The sequence below is a fragment of the Sorangium sp. So ce1014 genome (assembly GCF_051521505.1).
Taxonomy (GTDB): Bacteria; Myxococcota_A; Polyangia; order Polyangiales; family Polyangiaceae; genus Sorangium.
Map to the genome: position 1 here is coordinate 10482456 of NZ_CP150356.1, position 21502 is coordinate 10503957.

The 21502-nt window shown below is 70.0% G+C and carries 11 protein-coding genes and 2 pseudogenes; 9 read left to right on the top strand and 4 right to left on the bottom strand.

From position 1 onward, the window contains the following. Positions 1–39: 39 nt before the first annotated feature. From WME75_RS39775 to WME75_RS39785, 3 genes and pseudogenes are all read right to left on the bottom strand, one after another. On the bottom strand, positions 40–378 hold the full coding sequence (locus WME75_RS39775) for a hypothetical protein (protein WP_437481831.1): 339 nt from the start codon (positions 376–378) through the stop codon (positions 40–42). Between the two features lie 79 nt (positions 379–457). Further along, on the bottom strand, positions 458–733 hold the full coding sequence (locus tag WME75_RS39780) for an RICIN domain-containing protein (protein ID WP_437481832.1): 276 nt from the start codon (positions 731–733) through the stop codon (positions 458–460). Next, positions 729–872: pseudogene (locus WME75_RS39785) on the bottom strand (RICIN domain-containing protein); the annotation flags it as partial. The gene WME75_RS39780 and the pseudogene WME75_RS39785, both read right to left, overlap by 5 nt. Before the next feature lie 592 nt (positions 873–1464). On the opposite strand from WME75_RS39785, the gene WME75_RS39790 reads away from it, so the two are divergent. Both WME75_RS39790 and WME75_RS39795 read left to right on the top strand, forming a co-directional pair. Further along, a complete protein-coding gene (locus WME75_RS39790; RefSeq protein WP_437481833.1) occupies positions 1465–2580 on the top strand; it encodes a S8 family serine peptidase in 1116 nt (371 codons plus the stop codon). Between the two features lie 537 nt (positions 2581–3117). Then, positions 3118–3507 (top strand): RNA recognition motif domain-containing protein, encoded by a 390-nt coding sequence (locus tag WME75_RS39795; RefSeq protein WP_437481834.1) that lies wholly within the window; start codon positions 3118–3120, stop codon positions 3505–3507. Positions 3508–3737: 230 nt separating this feature from the next. Here the strand turns inward: WME75_RS39795 and eno are convergent, their stop codons facing one another. Further along, positions 3738–5033 carry a phosphopyruvate hydratase gene (eno, locus tag WME75_RS39800; protein WP_437481835.1) on the bottom strand — a complete coding sequence of 432 codons (1296 nt, stop codon included), beginning with the start codon at positions 5031–5033 and terminating at the stop codon, positions 3738–3740. Between the two features lie 277 nt (positions 5034–5310). On the opposite strand from eno, the gene WME75_RS39805 reads away from it, so the two are divergent. From WME75_RS39805 to WME75_RS39835, 7 genes and pseudogenes are all read left to right on the top strand, one after another. Continuing rightward, complete coding sequence (locus WME75_RS39805) at positions 5311–5952, top strand: DotU family type IV/VI secretion system protein (RefSeq protein WP_437481836.1); 642 nt, start codon at positions 5311–5313, stop codon at positions 5950–5952. Then, positions 5949–7043, top strand: coding sequence for a type VI secretion system protein (locus WME75_RS39810; protein WP_437481837.1), 1095 nt, complete (start codon positions 5949–5951; stop codon positions 7041–7043). Before WME75_RS39805 ends, WME75_RS39810 begins: the two co-directional genes overlap by 4 nt. A 35-nt stretch (positions 7044–7078) precedes the next feature. Further along, complete coding sequence (locus WME75_RS39815) at positions 7079–7414, top strand: hypothetical protein (RefSeq protein ID WP_437481838.1); 336 nt, start codon at positions 7079–7081, stop codon at positions 7412–7414. 193 nt (positions 7415–7607) lie between these two features. Next, positions 7608–13654, top strand: a pseudogene (locus WME75_RS39820) (RHS repeat domain-containing protein); the annotation flags it as partial. A gap of 734 nt (positions 13655–14388) precedes the next feature. Beyond that, a complete protein-coding gene (locus tag WME75_RS39825) occupies positions 14389–14838 on the top strand; it encodes a hypothetical protein (RefSeq protein WP_437481839.1) in 450 nt (149 codons plus the stop codon). Positions 14839–15554: 716 nt separating this feature from the next. Further along, the gene (locus tag WME75_RS39830) at positions 15555–21005 is read left to right on the top strand and encodes an AAA family ATPase (RefSeq protein ID WP_437481840.1); all 5451 of its coding nucleotides are present in this window, start codon (positions 15555–15557) and stop codon (positions 21003–21005) included. Beyond that, positions 21002–21379: a response regulator gene (locus WME75_RS39835; protein WP_437481841.1), complete on the top strand. Its 378-nt coding sequence runs from the start codon at positions 21002–21004 to the stop codon at positions 21377–21379. The genes WME75_RS39830 and WME75_RS39835 overlap by 4 nt, the downstream gene beginning before the upstream one ends. The last annotated feature ends 123 nt before the right edge of the window (positions 21380–21502 follow it).

Genomic DNA, 21502 nt, shown 5'->3' on the forward strand with positions numbered 1-21502 from the left:
GAAATGCCGCGGTGAGGCGCGGCTTTCGGCGCCGCGCGCTCAGTCTGCTGGCGGCGCGGGCCGCGCCATCGGGGCGAGCCCGTACGTGCCTGCGCCGCTCACCTGGATCCACGCGCGCATCACCTGGATGGGGCGCCCCGCCCGCGCCACGGCGGCGGCCGCCGCGTCGAGGTCGCGTGCGCACGCGGCGTGCAGGTCGTCGGTCGTCTCGTGGTCCTCCGCCGAGCGGCGGATCCAGACCGCGGTCGACGGCATCGCCGCGCCCTCGTGCCTGTCCTGCCAGCGCCTGCCGACGAGGTGCGCCCGGAGGAGCTTCCGCGCGTCCGCGGGGGTGTCCGGGTGAAGCTCGTAGACCATGGTCGCGATGAATGACCTCATGCGCCCGAGCCTGCCGGAGCGAGGCCGGCCCGTCCAGCAGGCAGGCGCTGGCCCGGAGACGGGCGCTGGCCCGCGCGCCTCAGCGAGCGAGGAAGAGCTGTTCCGCGAGCGCGGTGTTGCAGGGCTCCTGAACGATGGCCGCGTAGGCCGCGGTGCTCGCCCCCTCGACGCTCAAACACTTCTGGCTGTTCACGTTCATGATCGACCTGTAAGCGCCCACGTGCCGCAGGATGAACCTCTGATCGGGGTTCCCCGTGCAGGTGAGTTGAATGAGCTCGACGCCGTCCTCGACGGCTCGAGTTGGGGATATCGAAGCAAAGACCGCTGTGCTTCGGCTTGATGAAGACGCTCCCATCGGCGTCTCCCGTCGGGATGAGCTCGAAGCTCTGGTTGGGATTGCCGGTCGCGGGCCACTGGATGATCGGCGTGATCGGCGTTGTGTCCGAGTCAGGGACGTCCAGGTTGAGGCCGCTGTTCTCGTTGGTGAAGGTCACCGCCCCGGATTTGCGCCCGCGCCGGTGACGATCATGGATTTGTTGCTGGGCGTGGTCGAGGCGAGGAGCTCGACCTCGTAGCTCAGGTCCATGGTCGCCGCTTGCGAGGTGCCGGGGACGGTCCACCACGTGGAGCCGTTGACGAGGAAGCTGCGGTAGGTGCCTGGGGAGCGATGCTCGCAGCGGAGAGCGCGAGCGGGTGCGCGACGGACGCAGTCGCGAGCGCGCCGAGTCGCGGACATTCTCGAGGACGAACGGAACCCCGGCCTTGCTCGCGGCGTCGACAGCGAGAAGGCCAGGCCTGCTTTGGAACGGATCATGAAAACCTCCCGTGCGGCCTCGTTCGAGCGAGCGAGCCGGCAGATCCATCAACGGCCGACACCCCGATCGGTTTCGAGGAGAGATCGGCCCGACCTGCGGCGGAGCCCGGCGGCGGCGCGGAGGCGATCGCCCGGCGGGATCCCTCGCCCGTGCCCGGCTCGATGTTGCAGCCGCCGGCGAGCGCGCGAGCGAGCGGCGCCGCATCGGCGACGCGTCACCGCCCACGTTGTAGCTCGGATCTTGACGCGATCGGTGCTCTACCATGGCGCCGATGTCGCTCGACCCCCGGCGCATCCTGCCCATCGCGGACCGGCTCCACGCGGAGCCCGGCTATGCAGGCCGGGATGTGACCATCGCCTTCATCGACGCCGGCTTTTACGCCCACCCGGACCTCGTCACGCCGCGCAGCCGCATCCTCGCCTACCACGACATCTCCGCCCCCGACGCGGACCTCTCGGCGCTCGAGCGCCCTGACGTCTCGTCGTGGCACGGCATGATGACCTCGGTGGTCGCCGCGGGGAACGGCGCGCTCTCGGACGGGCGCTTCCGCGGGCTCGCCTGGGAGGCGAACGTCGTGCTGGTCAAGGTCGGCTCCGCGCACCGCATCGTCCACGACGACATCCGCAAGGGGATCGCGTGGGTGATCGCCCACCGCGAGCAGTACGGGATCCGCGTGCTCAACCTCTCGTGCGGGGGCGATTACGAGGAGTCGTACCTGACCGGCAGCCTGTCGCGCGCGGCCGACGACGCGACCCGCGACGGCATCGTGGTCGTGGCGGCCGCCGGCAACGCCGGGCACGATGCGGCGCACAGCGTCCTCCCGCCGGCCAGCGCGCCGAGCGTCATCGCGGTCGGGGGGCTCGACGACGGGGGCGCCGGGGACCGGACGTGGCACTACCACTCGTCGTACGGGCTCACCCTCGACGGGCTGCAGAAGCCGGAGCTCATCGCGCCGGCGATCTGGCTGGCGGCGCCCATCCTGCCCGGGACGCCGACCGCGGCGCAGGCGCAGCTCCTGTCGCTGCTCGACGGCGCGCCGGACGACGAGTTGCCGGGGCTGCTCGTCGAGCACGCGAGCGTCGATCCGGACCTCGACGCCGTCGCCGGGCGCGAGCCGTACCTCGTGCGCCAGCTCGCGGCGGCCAAGCTGCGCGACCAGAAGGTGATCTCCGGCCACTACAAGCACGTGGACGGGACGAGCTTCGCCGCGCCCATCGTGAGCAGCGTCGTGGCGCAGATGCTGGAGGCGAACCCGCGCCTCTCCCCGCAGCAGTGCCGGCGCATCCTGATGAAGACCGCGCGCGGGCTGCCCGGCATCCCGCTCGAGCGGCAAGGCTGGGGCGTCGTGCAACCCCGCGCGGCCGTCGCCGCGGCGCGCGCCGCCTGAGCGGGGCCGCCCGGCACCGGCCGCAGCGCGCGCCGCTCCTCCAGGTGGAGCGCCGGAAAGGCAGGCCACCCTTGCCCGGCTGCCGGCACCCCGGCGGAGCCCTCGAGCACGGACGACGGCACGAAGAGGCCCGGAATCGTGCGTCCACAACACATCGGCGGTCGCCTCGTGGGGGCACAAACGCGGGCGCGAGGCCCGCGCGCCGCCTCATCGAGCGCCCCCGCAGGCGCCGGGCGCGCGCGTCCTCGGGCGCGCACTCCCGGTGCCGGACGCGCACCCGAGCGCGATCATCGTCAGGCAGACGCGGCCAGCCTGGGGGAATACCTTGCGTACCCCGTCGCCGGCCGGTAGCTTCCGAAGCGCCTCAAGGCTCGTTCGTCCTCGACCTCTGATCCGGCCGCCTGCTGCAACGTGGTTGCCTCTTCCGAACGTGGGGTGACGGCTGGTCGTCGGGGAGTGTTTTCGCGTGCGGCCCGCGGCACGATCCGGGCCGTTTGCGAGGGAAGCGGGGATCGTGCAACGGGATTGGCGGCAGACATGAGCAAGCGGCTTTATGTGGGGAACCTGGCGTTCCATTCGACGGAAGACAGCCTTCGCAGCGCGTTCGAGGCGGCAGGTGTCGAGGTTCTGTCGATTCAGTTGATGACGGACCGGATGACCGGGCAGTCTCGCGGTTTCGGCTTCGTGGAGGTGGGCGATGCCCAGGCGCAGGCGGCCATCAACGCGCTGCACGGCAAGGACCTCGACGGCCGCACGCTGACGGTCAATGAGGCGCGCGAGCGCACCGGCGGCCCCGGCGGCGGGGGTGGCGGTGGCGGTGGCGGCTTCCGTGGCGGTGGCGGCGGAGGTGGCGGCCGTGGTGGCGGCGGCGGCGGCCGAGGAGGTGGCCGCGGCGGCGGCGGCGGCGGCGGGCGCGACCGCTGGTAACCCCAGCGCGATAGGGGCCCCCCGGCGCACCGCGGGGGCCCGTACTGCGTCCTCTACATCGGCAACATCGACGACGCGGGGGACGGCCAGGCCGGAGAGGCGCCCCGGGGACGCCAGGAGACGCGAGGACCTCTCGCGCTCCCGGCGCCTCGGCGCGCTGCCTCTTCGGGCCGTCGTGCGCGCTGGGCCCGCGCGTCGGGGATCCCTTGCGGGATCCCTGACGGGCGGAGCTAGCTGGCGCGCTGCGCCGCGGGGCGGCGGAACGGCGAGCGGCCGGCGAAGACCTGGCCGTCGCCGAGCGCGTACGCGATCCGGAGCAGCTGGTTGTACTTCGCGACGCGATCCGAGCGCGACGCGGAGCCGGTCTTGATCTGGCCCGCGTTCGTCGCGACCGCGAGGTCGGCGATGAACGTGTCCTCGGTCTCGCCCGAGCGGTGCGAGATGATCGACCGGTAGCCGCCCTCGCCCGCCTGGCGGATGCAGTCGAGCGTCTCGGTGACCGTGCCGATCTGGTTCAGCTTGATGAGGATGGCGTTCGCGAGGCCGTCCTCGATGCCCTTCGCGAGGCGCGCCGGGTTCGTCACGAAGAGGTCGTCGCCGACGAGCTGGATCTTCTTGCCGAGCCGCTCCGTGAGCAGCCGCCAGCCCTTCTCGTCGTTCTCGGCGATGCCGTCCTCGATCGACACGATCGGGAACGCCTTGCAGAGCTCGTCGTAGATGGCGACGATCTCCTCGCGGGTCTTCTGCTGCTTGTCGAAGGTGTACCGCTCGGTCTTCGCGTCGTAGAACTCGCTGAGCGCCGAGTCGAGCGCGACGCCGACGTCCTCGCCGGGGCGGTGGCCGGCGGCCTCGATGGCGCGCACGACGTACTCGAGCGCCGCCCGGTTCGACGGGAGGCGCGGGGCGAAGCCGCCCTCGTCGCCGACGGCCGTGACCATGCCGTCCTTCTTGAGCAGCCCCTTCAGGGTGTGGAAGATCTCGGTGCCCGTGCGCAGCGCCTCGGCGAACGACTGGGCGCCGTAGGGGACGATCATGAACTCCTGGATCTCGAGGCCGTTGTCGGCGTGCATGCCGCCGTTCAGGATGTTCATCAGCGGCGTCGGCAGGACGCGCGCCGTGGTGCCGCCGAGGTAGCGCCAGAGCGGGAGGTCGACCGTGTCCGCGGCGGCGCGGGCGGCGGCCATCGACACGGCGAGGATCGCGTTGGCGCCGAGCTTCGACTTGTTCGGGGAGCCGTCGGCCTGGATGAGCACCTGATCAAGCTCGGCCTGATCGAGCGCATCCATCCCGAGGACGGCCGGACCGAGCACGGTCTCGATGTTCTTCACCGCGGTGAGCACGCCCTTGCCGAGGAAGCGCTTCTTGTCGCCGTCCCTGAGTTCGACGGCCTCGTGCTCGCCGGTCGACGCGCCGCTCGGCACGGCCGCGCGGCCCGTGCCGCTCAGCGTGGTGACCTCGGCCTCGACGGTGGGGTTGCCGCGCGAATCGATGACTTCGCGCGCGATGACGCTCTGGATCTCCGACATGACCTCTCCTCAAGGGACCGCTTCCTCGCGACCCCGGCAGCTCTCGAGGGGGGCTCGAGAAGCGGCGGGAGCATAGGCGCGCGCCCCCCCGGTTGTCGACGCTCCGGTGCACCCGCGGCGCACGGCGCCGCCGGGCCGCGGGGCGCGCCTCGCCGTCGACGCGGGGCCGACACGCGACTGAGCGGGGCCCTCGCCCCGTCGATCGGGGCGCGAGCGCAGGTGCGCACGCGCGCCCGGGTCGACGGTCGGTGCGCGCCTGGCGTAAGCTCGCGGCCGCGTGGAAACCTCCATCGGCGTCTTCGGTGAGGAGATGCTCCTCTGGCTCTGCATGCTCCGCCAATCCCCGCGGCGGCCGCCGGCCGATCACGTGCTGCGGCAGGCGAACCTGCTGCTCGAGGAGCTCAAGGGGTCCAAGCTCGCGCGGGAGATGCCGATCGCCTCGGTCGACGACGGCATGTTCGCGCTCGCGGCGTTCGCGGACGAGCTCGGGATGTCGCTGCCGGACCTGCGGCCGGTCTGGTCCCAGCGCCCGCTCCAGGCGGCGCGGTGGATGACGAACAACGCGGGGGTCGAGCTCTTCGAGCGGCTGGAGCGCGTCCGCAAGGGCCCGCTCGTGGTGATGGCGACCTACGCCTGCGTGCTCGGGCTCGGCTTCCGCGGCCGCTACGGGCTGCCGGGGCAGAACCCCGACGACCTGCTGCGGATCCGCCGCGACCTCTCGCTGAGCCTCGGCGTGGATCCGGACCGGGACTGGAGCGGCGGGGTGCTCCGGCCGGTGAGCGTCGAGGGCGTGGCGGTCCAGCACCTCCCCAAGCTGCCGCTCTGGCAGTCCGCGCTGGTCGGGCGGACCGTGGCGGCGCTCGTCGCCGTCGCCGGCGCGGCCGCGATCGCGTGGACGATCGCCCAGAGGGTCGGATGAGCGGCTCCTTCGTCTACGAGCTGGCGAGCGTCCACGCGCTGGTCCAGCAGGCGAACCCGGACAGCGACCAGGGGATCTACGCGGCCCCCTGCTACCTCGTGCTGGGCGAGCCCGGCTCGGGCCGCTCCACGGTGATCCGCTCGATGAACCTCACCTGGCCCCCGGGCGGCGCCCCGCTCCCGATCGGCGTGCCCGGAGCGCGGTGCTCGTACTGGCTCGCGAAGGAGGCGCTCTTCATCGAGCCCGAGGCGTCGGTGCTCGGCCCGCGGCGGGAGCCGGCCGAGCTCGCGCAGCTCTGCGACGAGCTGCTCCGCTCGCGGAAGCGCGAGCCGATCGACGGCATCCTCCTCGTCCTGAGCATCGCGGAGTTCATCGAGCTCGACGAGCCGGGGATCGAGGCGTACGCGAACCGCATGCGCGCGTACCTCATCGAGGTCGGCCGCGCGCTGCGCGCCGACGTGCCGGCCTACGTGGTGCTGTCGCGCTACGACACGCTCTGGGGCTTCGCCGAGGTGTTCCAGTGGACGCACGAGCGCGGGCGCGAGGAGCCGTGGGGCTTCACGCTCCCGCTCGAGACGAGCCCGGACAACGCGGTCCCGCGGATCCTCCAGGAGCTCGAGGGGCTGAACGCGCGGCTGGAGTCGTATTGCCTGGCGCGGGTGAGCTCGGAGGACCCGCCCGACGCGCGGATGCGGGCGTTCCAGCACCTGGCCGAGGTGCGGGCGCTGATGGCGCGGCTGCGGCAGCTGTTCGGGGCGCTCGCGATGGCGAACGCGTTCGAGCGCGCGCCGTGGCTGCGCGCGGTGGCGATCGGCAGCGCGCTGCCCGGCATGGGGGACCGGCTCCGCGCGGGGGCGACGCGGTTCATCAACATGGGGCTGGCGCAGCCGCCGAACGCGGCGGTCGCGCCGCGGCCCGGGGGGCTGCCGATCCACGCGACCATGAGGGCGGTGGTGCTGCCGGAGCGCGACATCGTGCCGCTGAGGCCGCGGTGGCGCGACGACCGGTTCACGCTGTTCTGCTTCGTGGGCGGGCTCTTGCTGCTGCTGGCGGCGGGGGTGACGGAGCTCATCTTGCGGTATGTGATGTGAGGGCGGCCGCGGGGGGCGAACTGCGAGCGGCTGGGTTGACCGAGGTGCCGGCGCAGGCGGCTCTGACGACGGAGGAGCTGACCGAGACGCCGACCAAGGCGGCTCTACCGGTGGCGGAGACGACGCTGACGCTGACGGTGACGGCGACGACCTCGCCGGTGGCGGAGACGACCTCGCCGGTGGCGGAGACGACCTCGCCGGTGGCGGAGACGACCTCGCCGGTGGCGGAGACGACCTCGCCGGTGGCGGAGACGACCCTGAAAAACCAAGCACTGGACGCGCACTTACACCGCTTCGCCTCGACCGCCGCACCTGGTGCCACCCGCTCTCCGAATCCCTCGCATCCTGGTGGTGCTGTCACGCCAACATGAAGTCGGGACGGAGGAACGTCACGCGATGATCCTCTGTCTTCCCGCCGCCTCGACGCCGGTGTCGTCAGGCCTCCCATGGGATGATCGAGACATTCGATCCCCGAAGAGCCGCATCCACTCAGTGCCACGTGTGCCCGGCCAGCGTTGACATCAGCGATCGATTCATGCGCTCCTGTGCGCGAGGGAGGCCGCGATGGCGCTGTTGCTGCGAGGTGTCGTGCGGGCACTGATCCCGCTCGCGATGTTCATGGTGTGCGTGCTCGCGCAGGCGGGGTGTACGTGCATGCCGGAGCTGCCGCCGGTTCGTCCTCACAGCACCATCGCCTGCCGGACGCGCGACCCGAGCGATCCCGTGAGCGCCGGCCGCGCACCGGGGGTCAAGACCGTCGCTGCCGGCGCCATCGCGGGGACGTTTTCGATCACGAGCACGGGAGAGGCGACATACGTCATGCCGCTCGTCTCGGTCCCGGGGCGCGCAGGGGTGGAGCCCCGCCTCGCGCTCCAATTCGATAGCGCCGCCGGCGAGGGCGCCCTCGGGGCGGGGTTCTCCATCGCCGGGCTGTCGGCGATCACGCGGTGTCCGAAGACCCTGGCCCAGGACGGGGAGATCCGCGGCGTCCGGTACGATGCGGAGGACGCGCTCTGCCTCGACAACAAGCGGCTTGTCGCGGTGGGGCGAGCGCCGGGGACCATCGAGTACAGGACGCTGCCCGACACGAGGATCAAGGTGGTTGGCCACTACGCTGCGGAAGGGGACGCGCCCGCGGAGGCGCTCTTTTTCGAGGCGATGATGCCGTCCGGGCTCGTCATCGAGTACGGCAGCGGCGACAGCGGCAAGCCGCTCGCGCTGGGCGGCGCCCCGCGCGCGTGGCTCGCCACCAAGGCCCGCGATGGGCGCGGCAACGCCATGACGTACGATTACTGCCTCGCCGACGCCGAGGACGGCTTCACTGCGGAGTACGCGCTCGACGAGATCCGATACACGAGCTTCGAGGGGGCGCCGGAGGTCGAGCCCTCGCGGGCAGTGCGGTTTGTGTATGCGACGAAGGAGCCGGCCGAGGTCCGGGGTCATTACGCCGGCGGCATGGCGCTCCAGAGCGCGCTGCGCCTCGACGAGATCCAGATGCTCGGGCCGGACAACACGCTTGTGCGGCGCTACGGGTTCGCGTACGAGGTGAGCGAGACGACGCGGCGGACGCGCTTGACCGAAGTCGAGGAGTGCGCGAGCGACGGCGTGTGCAAGCCCCCCACGCGATTTCAGTACAGCCGCGGCGAGGCGGGGTTCCAGCGGATCGCGACGAGCGTCGCCAGGCCGACCTCCAGGAAGGCGAGCCCGATGCTCCTCGACATCGACGGCGACGGGCTCGACGATCTCGTGCTCCCGGACACGGTCGCGGGGCTGAGCACGCCCCGCAATCCGATCACCGGCTGGCTCGTCGCGCGCAATCGAGGGCCGGGCGCGGTCGTGCCGTACCCGGAGCCGGCGACCCTGGCGCTCTTCGAGGACTGGCCCGTTGTCGACCCGTCGTTCGAGGCCGCCGATCCGGCTTTCCTTCAGCCCGAGCTCGGGACGGCCATCGATTACAACCAAGATCACCGGATGGACGTCTTGCTGCACGACGTTCACGACGCGACCGACACCTGGCATGTGCTCCTGGCCCGGCCGGACCGCACCTTCGAGGTCCACGATACCGGCATCCGCCGGCCGTTCCCGCTCGGCGTCCGCCCCACGCCGCCCGGATTGAGCATGCCCGGGGGCGCGATGCACCTCGCCGACGTGGACGGCGACGGCGTGCCCGACCTGATCCAGTGTGACGATCACAGCCGCGAGCTGACCCTGAATCCATTGGAGGCGACGTGGCTCGTCCACCGCTGGAAGCCCGAGCGCGACGGGACGCCGGCGGGGTTCGACCGCGCGGGGGAGTCGCTCGAGCCGCTCAACGGGTTTCCCTGCGAGATGGAGATCCAGACGCTCGACCTCAACGCGGACAGCAAGGTCGATCTCGTCGTGGCGACCGTGCTGACGTTCAGCGATGGCGCGATGTTCCCCGCGTCGACGTGGGCCGCGCTCACCCGCCGGCACGACGGCAGCTGGGAAGTGTTCGACACGAAGCTCCCTCAGATCGGGGGGCGCGTCGTATTTCTCGACGTGAACGGGGACGGCTTGCCCGACGCCGTGCAATCCGGCTTCAGCTACCGCGGGCTCCGCACGTACCTCAACACGGGGGCGACGTTCGCCACGCCGGGGGTCGAGAGCCTCGGCCCGGTGGGCTTCATCGTGAGCCTTGACCCGGAGGACCTCGACGACAGCCTCGCCCTTGACCCGGCGGAGCTCGGCGCACAGGACACGTTCTTCCAGCTCGCGACCCCCCTGGACTACAACAACGATGGAATGCAGGATTTGCTGATGCCGGTGCCGCCGGGCATGCTGCCGGGCTCATCCCTCGCGCTGCCCTCCTGGGCCGTCCTGCAGGCCACGGGCGCACGCGACGGGCCGACGTTCGCGCTCGTCGACCCGAAGATCCCATTCGAGGCGGCGGTCGGGGAGGCCGTCACGCTCGCCGAGCCGCACGGGCCGAGGGTCGGGGATATCAACGGCGACGGAGCACAGGATGTGATTTTGCCGATCGACGGCGTATTCACGATCTTCCAGAACCTCGCGGCCGATCAGGATCTCCTCGTCGCCGTGTCCGACGGGATGAACGCGCACGAGCCGGGCGAGCCGGGCTTCGTGCCGAACGTGAGCGTCGCGTACGGCCATCTCACCGACGCCTCGATCACGAACGACACCGCCGTGGGAGATCCGGAGCGGGAGGGCATGCTCTACCTCGCTCGCGACGACGCGGCGAACGACTGCGATTACCCGCGCCGCTGCGCGGTGGGGCCGCGGCGGGTCGTCAGCGGCTACGCTGTCAACAACGGCGCAGACCGGTTGCGGCGCTTCGAGGTGCGCTACCGCGATGGGCGTTATCACCGCCTCGGGCGGGGGTTTCTGGGGTTCGGGGAGCGAATCGTTGTCGATCTCGACACCCGCGCCGGGACGGCCGAGCGGTACGACAATGTCACGTTCGACGAGGAGCTCGAGGTCTTCCCGTTCACGGGGCAGGTGAAGCAGCAGCGGCGCTGGGCTCCGGGGCTGTCGGGCCAGCCCAGGCCGGACCAAATCGAACTCTCATTCCTCGACGTGAAGCGGACGCTCGTTCTGACGAACGAGGCGCGAGCTATTTCACGCTCCCGACCGAGCGCCGGACCCGGCGAGCGCAAGGGGTGGTTCCGCCGGAGAACGGCGAGGCGCCCACCGTGGAGGCGTACGTCGAGCAGGTCGCGTCGGGCGACGGGGACGGGGCGACGATCCTGCGCGACACGCTGGCGGAGGTGACGGACTTCGACGCGTTCGGCAACGTGATCACCGAGGAGGTGTCGACCCGCGATGTCGACCTGACGCTCGACATCACGCGCACCTACAAAAACGACACAGAGCGCTGGGTGCTCGGCCAGCTGGCGACGGAGCAGGCGTGCAGCGCGGCAGCGGGGCGCTCGCAGTGTCGCCTGCTCACGCGAACGACGACGGATTATGGCGAAATTGACACCGAGTCCACGGACAGCGACGAAGGCATCCCGGATACGAAGCTCGATGTCGTGTACACGCGGGACGACTTCGGGAACGTCACGGGGGTGACGGCGGACGACGCGTTCGGCCACCACCGGGCGTGGAGCACGACGTACGACCCCGAGGGGATCTTCCCCGAGACGCACGTCAACGCGGCCGGCCACACCACGCGCGTGGAGCTCGATGAGGGGCTCGGCGTGCTCGTCGAGCGGGTCGATCCGAACGGGCTCGTGACCGAGTGGAGATACGACGGCTTCGGCCGCCTCGGGCTCGAGATTCGGCCCGATGGGACGCAGACGACGATCGAGCTGTCGCGCACCAGGGACGGCGGACCGGACCAGGACGGTTGGCGCGTGACGCAGCGGACCACGACGCCCGGCGGCGCCGACGATACGGTCGAATACGACAGCCTGGGCCGTCCGATCCGGTGGTTGTGGCACGGACCTTCCGTGGAGGGCGCCAGGGACGAGCTTCCGCGCTTGATGCAAGAGATCGCGTACGACGCACTCGGCGAGCACATCGCGCGGCGCTCGGTGCCGGCTCGCGAGGGCACGCCCGAAGACGAGATCCTGCACGACGTCTACGAGCACGACGCGGTGGGGCGCGAGGTGCAGCACACGACGCCGTGGAACGCGGTCGTGGAGACCGACTACGACGCCTTGCGCGTCGAGGTCACCGATGCGCTCGGTCACGTGACCGCGGTCGAGAAGGACCCGCTGGGACGGCCGGTGGCCGTCACCGACGCGGCGCTGGGCGTCACGCGTTATGGCTACGGCCCGTTCGGGGTGCTGACGACGGTCACCGCTCCGGGCGGCGCGGTTACGACCACGACCCACGACGCATTCGGCCGCGTCCGGCGGCGCGAGGATCCGGATCGGGGCACGACGGTGTCCACGAACGATGGCTTCGGGGAGCTCGTCACCTCGACCGACGCGCTCGGGCGAGTCACGACGTTCGAGTACGATCCTCTCGGGCGCGCCCGATCGCGCCTGGACGAGCACGGCGCAGAGCGGCGGACAACGACGTGGACGTGGGATACGGCGGGGAACGGCATCGGCAAGCTCGAGGCGCTCGCGAGCCCCGATGGGCAGAAGACGTACACCTACAACGCGGAGAGCAAGCTCGAGACGGTGACGCTCCGCATCGAGGGGGAGCGCGCGGCCCTGACGAGCAGGCTCGACTATGACGACCTGGGTCGCGTCGCGACGATCACCTACCCCGCCCCGGCCGGCGCGGCGCCGTTCGTCGTGGCCCACGACCACGACGCCCACGGCCACGTGCTCGCGGTGCGCGACGCCGCGACGCGCTCTGCCTACTGGCGCCTGACCGACGTCGACAGCGCAGGCCGCTACCGAGAGGAGGCGTTCGGCAACGGCACCGTCACGGAGCGGAGCTACTTCGCCGACAAGCAACGCCTGGAGAGCCTCGTCACCCGGCGCGGCACGGCCGAGGTGCAAGACCTGTCGTACGACTATGACGCGCGGCGGAGCCTCACGCTCCGGACCGACGCGCTCCAGCCACAGCACCGGACCGAGCGCTTCCGCCATGACGCGCTGGAGCGGCTGACCTGCGCGTACTTCAGCGAGACCGAGAGCGCGTCGGTGCCGTGCGCGCTCCGCTACGAGGTCGCGCCCGACGGCAATCTCACCTTCAAGTCCGACGTCGGCACGCTCGCCTACGACGACCCGCTGCACCCGCACGCCGTCACCGGCGCGGGCACGGACCGCTTCAGCTACGACGCCGTCGGCCACCAGATCGCGCGCCCGGACGGCGTGACGGTGCGTTACACGCCGTTCGACCTGCCGGAGACCATCACGCAGGGCGCGAGCACCGTCTCGTTCGCCTACGACGGCGACCAGCAGCGGATCCGCAAGACCACGCCGGACAAGGAGACGCTGTACTTCGGCGATCTGTACGAGCGGATCACCGACGCGGCGACGGGGACGGTGGAGCATCGGTACCACGTCCACTCGCCGGAGCGGCTGGTGGCGATCGTGACCCGAGGGGGCGCCGCGGCCGGCACGCGCTACGTCCATGTCGACCACCTCGGCTCGGTCGATGCGCTCACCGACGAAGACGGCGACGTGGTCGAGCGGCGGAGCTACGATCCGTTCGGCCAGCGGAGAGACCCGGTGTGGGGGGAGCCCGTGCCGGCGTCGTTCTCCAGCGAGACGACGCGGGGGTTCACAGGGCACGAGGGCGATGACGAGTTCGGGCTCGTCAACATGAAGGGGAGGATGTTTGACCCGAGGATCGGTCGGTTCTTGACGACCGATCCGATCGTGCAGGCGCCGCTGTCGGGCCAGAGCTGGAACCCGTACAGCTACGTGCGCAACAGCGCGCTCAACTACGTGGATCCGAGCGGGTTTCAGGAGGAGCCCCAGGCCGCCGGGGGATTGCCAATTTCAGCGGTCCACGGGAGCGACGGAGTCGTCACCCCTTGTGTGCGAGGGTGTTCGGTAACGATCCAAGGAGTTCGGCCTGCGAGACCCAATCGCGAGTCCGTGACGGTCATCGCCGCGAGCCCCAGTCGCGAGCCCTTGGAGGTCGGCGCCACGACGGCGCCTGTCGACGTGGGCACGACCGGCACCTCGTCGGGCTACGTGTCGCAGCCGGTGACCGTCTCGCCGGAGCACGCCGGCGCCGGCGGCCCGGGCACCATCGTGGGCGACACCTTGCTGGGCGCCGCGGAGGGCACGGGCGACCTCGGCTTCGGCATCGCACGGTCGCTGGTGCTCAATGCGCTGACGTTCGGGATCTACGGCGGATACGAGCTCGCCGGCGCGCTCTGGCAGGGCTACGAGCAGGACGGGATCCTCGGCGCGCTCAACGCCGTGAACCCGCTCTTCCACATCGGGCAGGGCGCCGCGGACACGGCGCTCGCGATCGACCGAGGCGACTACCGGGCAGCGGGCGCGGCGGGGACGAGGTCGGTGATCCTCGCGGCGGCCACCGTCTTCGGGATGGGGAGGGGGTTGGGGGCGCTCGCGGAGGAGTCGGTTGCTGCGGCAGGGGCCGTAAGGGGTGGAACGGTCGCGAGGGTCAGTGAGCTTCGGAGTGCGATACCATCGGCTCAACAGGGACGAATCACGATGGGCGTCGGGCTGGCGGAAGATGCTAGCGGCGTACAGCGCGTGCTTATCGGGACCAGCGAACCTCGTGGCCGGCTCAGGCCGGGTGTGACCCTCATGCCGGGCGAGGCGCTTGCACGGGGACTCGGTCATGCGGAGGCGGACATCGTGAGCTTCGCGCAGCAGAACGGCTTGCGTCTCGTAGAAGTCGGGGCGACTCGTCCGATCTGTCCTGCTTGTGCGGCCCTAATCGAAGGAGCCGGAGCGCGACCGGTGACTCCCCTGAAGGTGCCATGATGCCGATCTTTAGACTCGATTCCGTATCTCCAGCGTTAGCCGAGAGCTTCCGCAAAGCATCACCGATCAAGTGCCGCCGAGCAGCCCTGGTTGCCTGCGAGCTTGCCGCTTCGTCGGCGGGTCTTACAGGCCAAGAGATCATTAGTGCTCTCGAAACGCTTCGTAGTGGGACGCCCGCAATGGCTGTCGTTCGTGAACAGCTCGAAAAGTTGGCAGCCCGTTTCGATGACGAATATCTCCGGCTCTGGGACGAGGCGGACGAAGAGGGGGACGAATCCAAGAAGTCGGAAGCCCTACAGCTCTTCTCGAAGAACTGTGCAGTGTCAGCCTTGGTGTTCGCCTTGACTGATGAGCCAGGACAACTTCACGAGGCCATTTATGAGGCCATCGTGGCGCTCGAGGATCCAGGTGATCTGGTACGGGCTGTAGAAAATGAGCTCCGATGAAGCGTGACCACCAGTGCCATCTGCACGAGACCTGGTGGACACACTGAGTTCATCCAAGGACTCGGAAGCCGCGCCACCGGAAAGCATACGTTTTGCACAACATACGATACATAGACGCTTGCGTCGAGGTCACCGAGGCCCTGGATTACGTGACTGTGGTCGAGAAGGATGCGCCGGGACGACTGGTGGCCGTCACCGACGCGGCGCTCGGGGTCACGCGCTCCGAGTACGGCGCCGGGCGGCGCGCTGTACACGGTCACCGCGCCGGGCGGCGCGGTCACGGGCACGACGCGCGACGCGTTCGGCCGCGTCCGGCGGCGCGAGGAGCCGGATGGGGGCACGACCGTCTCGACGAACGACGGCTCAACAAATCGAGCAGCAGATTCGATGACTCACCACCGCTGGCATCGATCGCCAGGTTGACAGGGCGTGCGGAAGGCTCATACGCAAGCAATGTGGGGGCACGTCCCAGGCACGGAATCGGTCTGCTGTTCAGGACGCTCGCCGCGTTGCGCCTGGGGGGGCGCCATGCGGACGGCGGACCGCGGCCGCTGGCGGCCGGCTGGCGAGCGACGTTGGCCGAGATCTCGCCGGGACAGCGACGAGCGCGGCCGGTGCTGCCCGTGCGCCATGGCGGACCGTAGCGGCTGCAGCGCAAGGCTCCCGGCGCGGAGCTGTCCAGGCGGGACCGGGGCGGCGAGCGCGAGGACAGCCCGATGACACACGCTCCGATCCAGCCGAGGACAACGCACATCAAAGGGCATCACATCACGGCGAAGACCGGCGAGGGCGCGGGCTCCGCCACGTACCGGGCCCGCCGCGACGCCGACGGGCTCGAGGTGGCGATGAAGATGCTCTACGCCGATTACACGCGGATCGGCGACATCCTGCGCTTCAAGCACGCCTACCGCCTCATCGCGCGCATCGACTCGGCGAGGGTCCTCAAGGTGCACGCCGTCGAGGAGCACGGAGATGGCCTGATGCTCCTCACCGAGTATTTCCCGGGCGCCCCGCTGTCCGCGACGATCTCCGCGGCGGCGACAGGCGAGCTCGACGCCTGCGCGGCGCTCGACACCGTGATCCCGGTGGCCGAGGCCCTGGCCGACATCCACCGGCTCGGCCTCATCCACGGCGACGTGAGGCCTCCGAACATCCTGCTCGGAGACGACGGTCAGGTGAAGCTCACCGGCTTCGGGGTGGATTCCCTCGTGACGCGCGAGAAGGAGGCGATCTATTCCCACCGCGTCCTCTCGGAGGTGCTCCCTTACGCGTCGCCCGAGCAGACAGGCCGCATGAACCGCGGCGTCGACTACCGCACCGACATGTACTCGCTCGGCGTCGTGCTCTTCGAGATGCTCACCGGGCGGAGGCCATTCGAGGCGATGGACCCGCTCGAGCTGATGCACGCCCACATCGCCGTGGAGCCCGTCCCGCCGTCGGAGATCAACCCGGAGGTGCCCGGCGCGCTCTCCGCCATCACGATGAAGCTCCTCAGCAAGAACGCTGAAGACCGCTACCAGTGCGCCGAGGCGCTGAGGGCCGATCTGGAAGAGCTCCGGTCGCGGTGGCGAAGCGGCGGCGAGGTGGGGGCGTTCAGCCCCGGTCGGTGCGACAGGAGAGACCTCTTCCGGCTCCACCAGAAGCTCTACGGTCGCGAAGGGGACATCCAGGCGCTCATCGATTCGTTCGACGACGTGCTCCGGGGAAAGCGCACGATCGTCCTCGTCTCGGGCTATTCGGGCATCGGCAAGTCGTCGCTCGTGCAGGAGATCCTGAAGCCGCTGGCCCGCGAGAAGGGCTATTACATCAGCGGGAAATACGATCAGTACAACCGCGACACGCCGTACAGCGCCATCGTCCAGGCGTTCGACGCGCTCATCAAGCAGCTCCTCTCCGAGAGCGAGGAGCGGATCACGACGTGGCGCGGCGCCATCCTGGACGCGCTGGGGAGCAACGGGCAGGTCCTCTGCGATGTCCTCCCGTCCTTGAAGCACATCATCGGCGAGCAGCCGCCCGTCGCCGCGCTCGGCCCCGTCGAGGCCCAGAATCGCTTCATCCTCTACTTCCAGAACTTCGTCTCCGTGTTCGCGCGGCACGCCCACCCGCTGGCCCTGTTCCTCGACGATCTGCAATGGGTGGACTCGGCCAGCCTCAGCCTGATCGCGAGCATCCTCGCGAAGGAGAGCGTGGAGTCGCTCTTCTTCTGCGGCGCGTACCGCGACAACGAGGTGAGCCCTACCCACCCCTTCCTCGTCGCGCTGGAGGAGCTCGAGAGGAGCGGCCTCGGGGCGCGGAGCATCGTCCTCGAGCCCCTCGGCCTCGCCCACCTGATCGAGCTCGTCGACGACAGCCTCCAGATCGGCGACGGAGGCCCCCTCGCGGGCGCGGTCCTGAAGAAGACCGGAGGCAATCCGTTCTTCGTGAAGCAGTTCATGAGGCACCTTCACGACGCGAAGGTGCTTGTCTTCGATCCGGCGAGCGGCTGGGGCTGGGATCTGCGGCACATCGAGCGGCTGGAGTGCACAGACAACGTGCTGAGCCTCATGGCGGAGACCCTCCGGCGCCTGCCGCAGGCGACGCAGCGGGTGCTCCGGCTGGCCTCGGCGATCGGCAACACGTTCGAGCTGGACGTCCTGAACACCGTCAGCGAGCGCGCCCCCGAGGAGACGTACGCGAGCCTCGACCACGCCCTCGGCGAGGGCTTGATCGTGAGCGTGAACGAGCAGTTTCGCTTCGCGCACGACAAGATCCAGGAGGCCGCATACGCGCTGATCCCGGAGCGCGACAGGCCGGCGTTCCACTACCGGATCGGGAGGCTCCTGCTCGGCAAGCTGCGCTCCGGCACGGGGCACGACCTGTTCGACGTCGTCAATCACCTGAACAGCGCGGGCGAGCTGATCCACGCCCCGGAGGAGCGCGTCGAGTCGGCCAGGCTCAACCTGAAGGCCGCCGGGCGAGCCGAGGAGTCGGCGGCCTTCACCGCGGCCCTGAAGTACCTGGAGCACGGCATGGCCATGCTGCCTGACGACGCGTGGATCTCCGATTACGATCTGGCGTTCGTCTATCACACGAAGAAGGGATTGCTGGAGTCGCTGTGCGGGCGGCACGACGACGCGCTCGCGACCCTCACGGGCACCTTCGACAGGGCGGCGGGGCGCCGTCACAAGACGGAGGTGCGGCGCCTGAAGATGAAGGTGGAGATCCTGAAGAACGATCTGCCTGCCGCCATGGACGAGGGGCTCGTCGCGCTCCGCGCGTACGACATCCACCTGCCGCCCTATCCGGACGACGGCGCGCTCGCCGCCGAGCTCGCTCGGACCCTCGCGATGATCGGCGACCGGCCCATCGCCTCTCTCGTCGATTTGCCCGCGCTGGACGACCCCGAGATCGCCGCCTTCCGGGACCTCCTTCAGGAGATGTTCTCGCCGACCTACCAGCTCGGCACGAACAACTTCGGCATCACGGTGATGAAGGCGCTCCAGAGCTCGCTGAGCCACGGCATCTCGAAGAGCTCGACCTACGCCTACGTGAATTTCGGGACGCTCCTCTGCGCCGGGCTCGACATCGAGAAGGGCTACGAGTTCGGGCGGGCGGCGATCCGCCTGAACGAGCGCCACCCGGACGCGAAGACCGAGTCGATGCTGTGCAACATGTGGGGGGCGTGGGTCCAGCACTGGATGGACCCGTACGAGCGCTCGAAGGCCTCCCTGCGCAAGGGCATCCACGCCGGCATCGAGACGGGGCAATACATCTGGGCCTTCTACAATGCGTGCAACGCGAGCATGAACGGCCTGCTTCGCGGGGCGCACCTCCACGACGTCGTCGAGGAGGCGAGGCTGTACGTGCCGCTCTGCAAGCTCGACAAGTTCAACACGATCACGTGGATGGTCGGGGCGGTCGCGCAGCTCTGCGAGCACCTCGGCGCGCCGTCCGGGGGCGACTGGACGCGCGGCGCATGGGTCGACATCGACGCCGTCGCCGAGGAGGCCCGGCGCATCGACAACCGCGCGTCCCTCTACTTCCTGAACATCTTCAAGGTCCTCGCCGGCGTCTTCGATGGCGCGTACGAGGAGGTGGCCGGGCTCTGGGGCTCGACCGATCCGGGCAGCCTCGGAATGCTCGCCGCGTGGCACGCGAGCCCTTGCTATTATTTCTACGGCGGCCTGGCCTTCTCCCGGGCCGCCGAGACCGCCGCCCCCGCGCTCCGGGAGGTGTACCTCGCGCGGCTCAGGGAGTGCGTGCGCAAGGTGGGGTCCTGGGCAGCCCTCGGCCCGGAGAGCCACCGTCACCGCGCCTTGCTCCTGGAGGCCGAGCTCGCCCGAAGCGAGCAGCGCGAGGGCGCGGGCGCCCTGTACGATCTGGGGATCACGGCCGCGCTGGAGGGTCGATTCCTGCACGACGCGGCGCTGGCCAACGAGCTCTGCGCCCGCCATTACCTCGATCTGGGCAGGACCTTCGTCGCGTGTGCCTACATGGCCGAGGCGCACAGGCTCTACGGGCGCTGGGGCGCCGCGCGGCCGATGCGTCGCCTCGAGAGGGACTTCCCGCACGCGCTCCGGCCGGAGGCGATGCGCAGGCAGGCCGCTTCGGGGCCTGCCCCTCGGTTCGACGCCCCGCACGTCCCGCACACCTCGCACCCGGAGCTCGACGTCACCACCGTGCTCAAGGCCTCGCAGGCGGTCTCGGGCGAGCTGATCCTCGACCGGCTCATCGAGACGCTGCTGACGATCGTTGTCGAGCACGCGGGCGCCGAGCGAGGCCTGCTGATCCGCCCCCGCGACGCCGAGCACGAGATCGAGGCCGAGGTCGTCACCCGGCGCGGCCGGGTCGAGGTCGCCCTCCGGCAGGCGCCCATCGCGCCGGCCGATCTCCCGCTCGCCATCCTCCACTATGTGATTCGCACGCGCGAGAGCGTGATCCTGGACGACGCCGCCGTGCCCAACCAGTTCTCGGACGACGCCTACGTGCGCGAGCGGCGCCCCCGCTCGGTGCTCTGCCTCGCCATGGTGAAGCAGGGCACGCTCGTGGGCGTGCTTTATCTGGAGAACAACCTGACCCCGCGCGCCTTCACCGCCGATAGCATCGCGATGCTGGAGCACCTGGCCTCCCAGTCCGCCATCTCGCTGGAGAACGCTCGTCTCTATACCCAGCTCCAGCGAGAGAACAGCGAGCGAAAGCGGGCGGAGCAGGCGCTGCGAGAGAGGGAAGCGCGGATCCGGCGCCTTGTGGACTCCAACATCATCGGGATCGCCTTCTGGGACCTCGACGGCAGGATCACCGACGCGAACGACGCGTTTCTGGCCATGCTCGGCTACGGCCGGCAGGAGCTGGTCTCGGAGACGATCCAGTGGTCAGCGAGCACGCCACCGGAGTTTCATGCGGTAACCCAGCGGGCGCTCGACGAGATCCGCTCGACGGGTCAGTTCCAGCCTTTCGAGAAGGAGTTCTTCCGGAAGGACGGCAGCCGCGTCCCGGTGCTGCTCGGCGGGGCGCGATTCGAGGGGTCGGAAGCCCAGGGGGTGGCGTTCATCCTCGACGTCAGCGAGCGCAAGCAGGCGGAGGAGCGCCAGAGGCTCCTGCTGAACGAGCTGAACCATCGGGTGAAGAACACGCTGGCGATCGTGCAGGCGATCGCCGTGCAGACGCTCCGCATGGCGGACTCGCCCGGGGCGTTCACGGACGCGTTCCTGGCCCGGCTCCTGGCCCTGTCCCAGACCCACAACGTGCTGAATGAGACCTCCTGGCAGGGCGCCGGCCTCCGCGACATCGTGTGCGCGGAGCTGGCGCCGCACGCCTGTTGCGAGGCCGATCGCGTTCGCGTGGCCGGCGAGGACCTGCGCCTCCGGCCGGAGGCGGCGGTGACGCTCGGCATGGCCTTCCACGAGCTGGCGACCAACGCGGCCAAGTACGGGGCGCTGTCGCAGCCGTCCGGCTGCGTGGCGGTCACATGGAACGTGAGCGCACAGGGGCACGAGCCGCTGCTCCGCCTGGAATGGCAGGAGACGAACGGACCGCCTGTCCGGCCGCCGCGCCGCAGGGGCTTCGGCTCGCGCCTGATCGAACGGGACCTGCAGCGCCAGCTCGCCACGGAAGTGCACCTCGACTTCCTGCCCGAGGGCGTGCGCTGCGTGATGTACCTGCCGCTGGAGCGCGTGATCGCAGGATGACCCCGGATCCGGAGAGCCCGAACGAGCTGCAGGGGCTGCGTATCCTCATCGTCGAGGACGAGCCCATGATCGCCTCATCGCTGGAAGATGTCTTGACCGATCTCGGCTGCGTGGTGATCGGCCCGGCGTTGACCATGCGGGACGCGCTCCGCCTGGCCCGCGAGGCGGAGATGGATGGGGCGAGCCTGGACATCAACATCGCCGGCGAGAAGGTCTATGCCGTGGCCGACATCCTGAGGGAGCGAGGCATCCCGTACGTCTTCATGACCGGGTACGGGAAGGCGGGGCTGCGCGAGTCCGATCTCGGCCGTCCGGTGCTGCAGAAGCCGTACAGCCTCAACCGTTTCGTCGAGATCGTCCTGCGGTGGCGATAGCCGGGCTCCCGGGCGCGGCGGTGGCCGGATCTGAACATCGTGCCCTTTCGCGAGGGTGATGGCGGCATTACATTTGTGATGGTTACTGGATACTGGATGGTTCCTGATTGAAAGGAGGTTCCC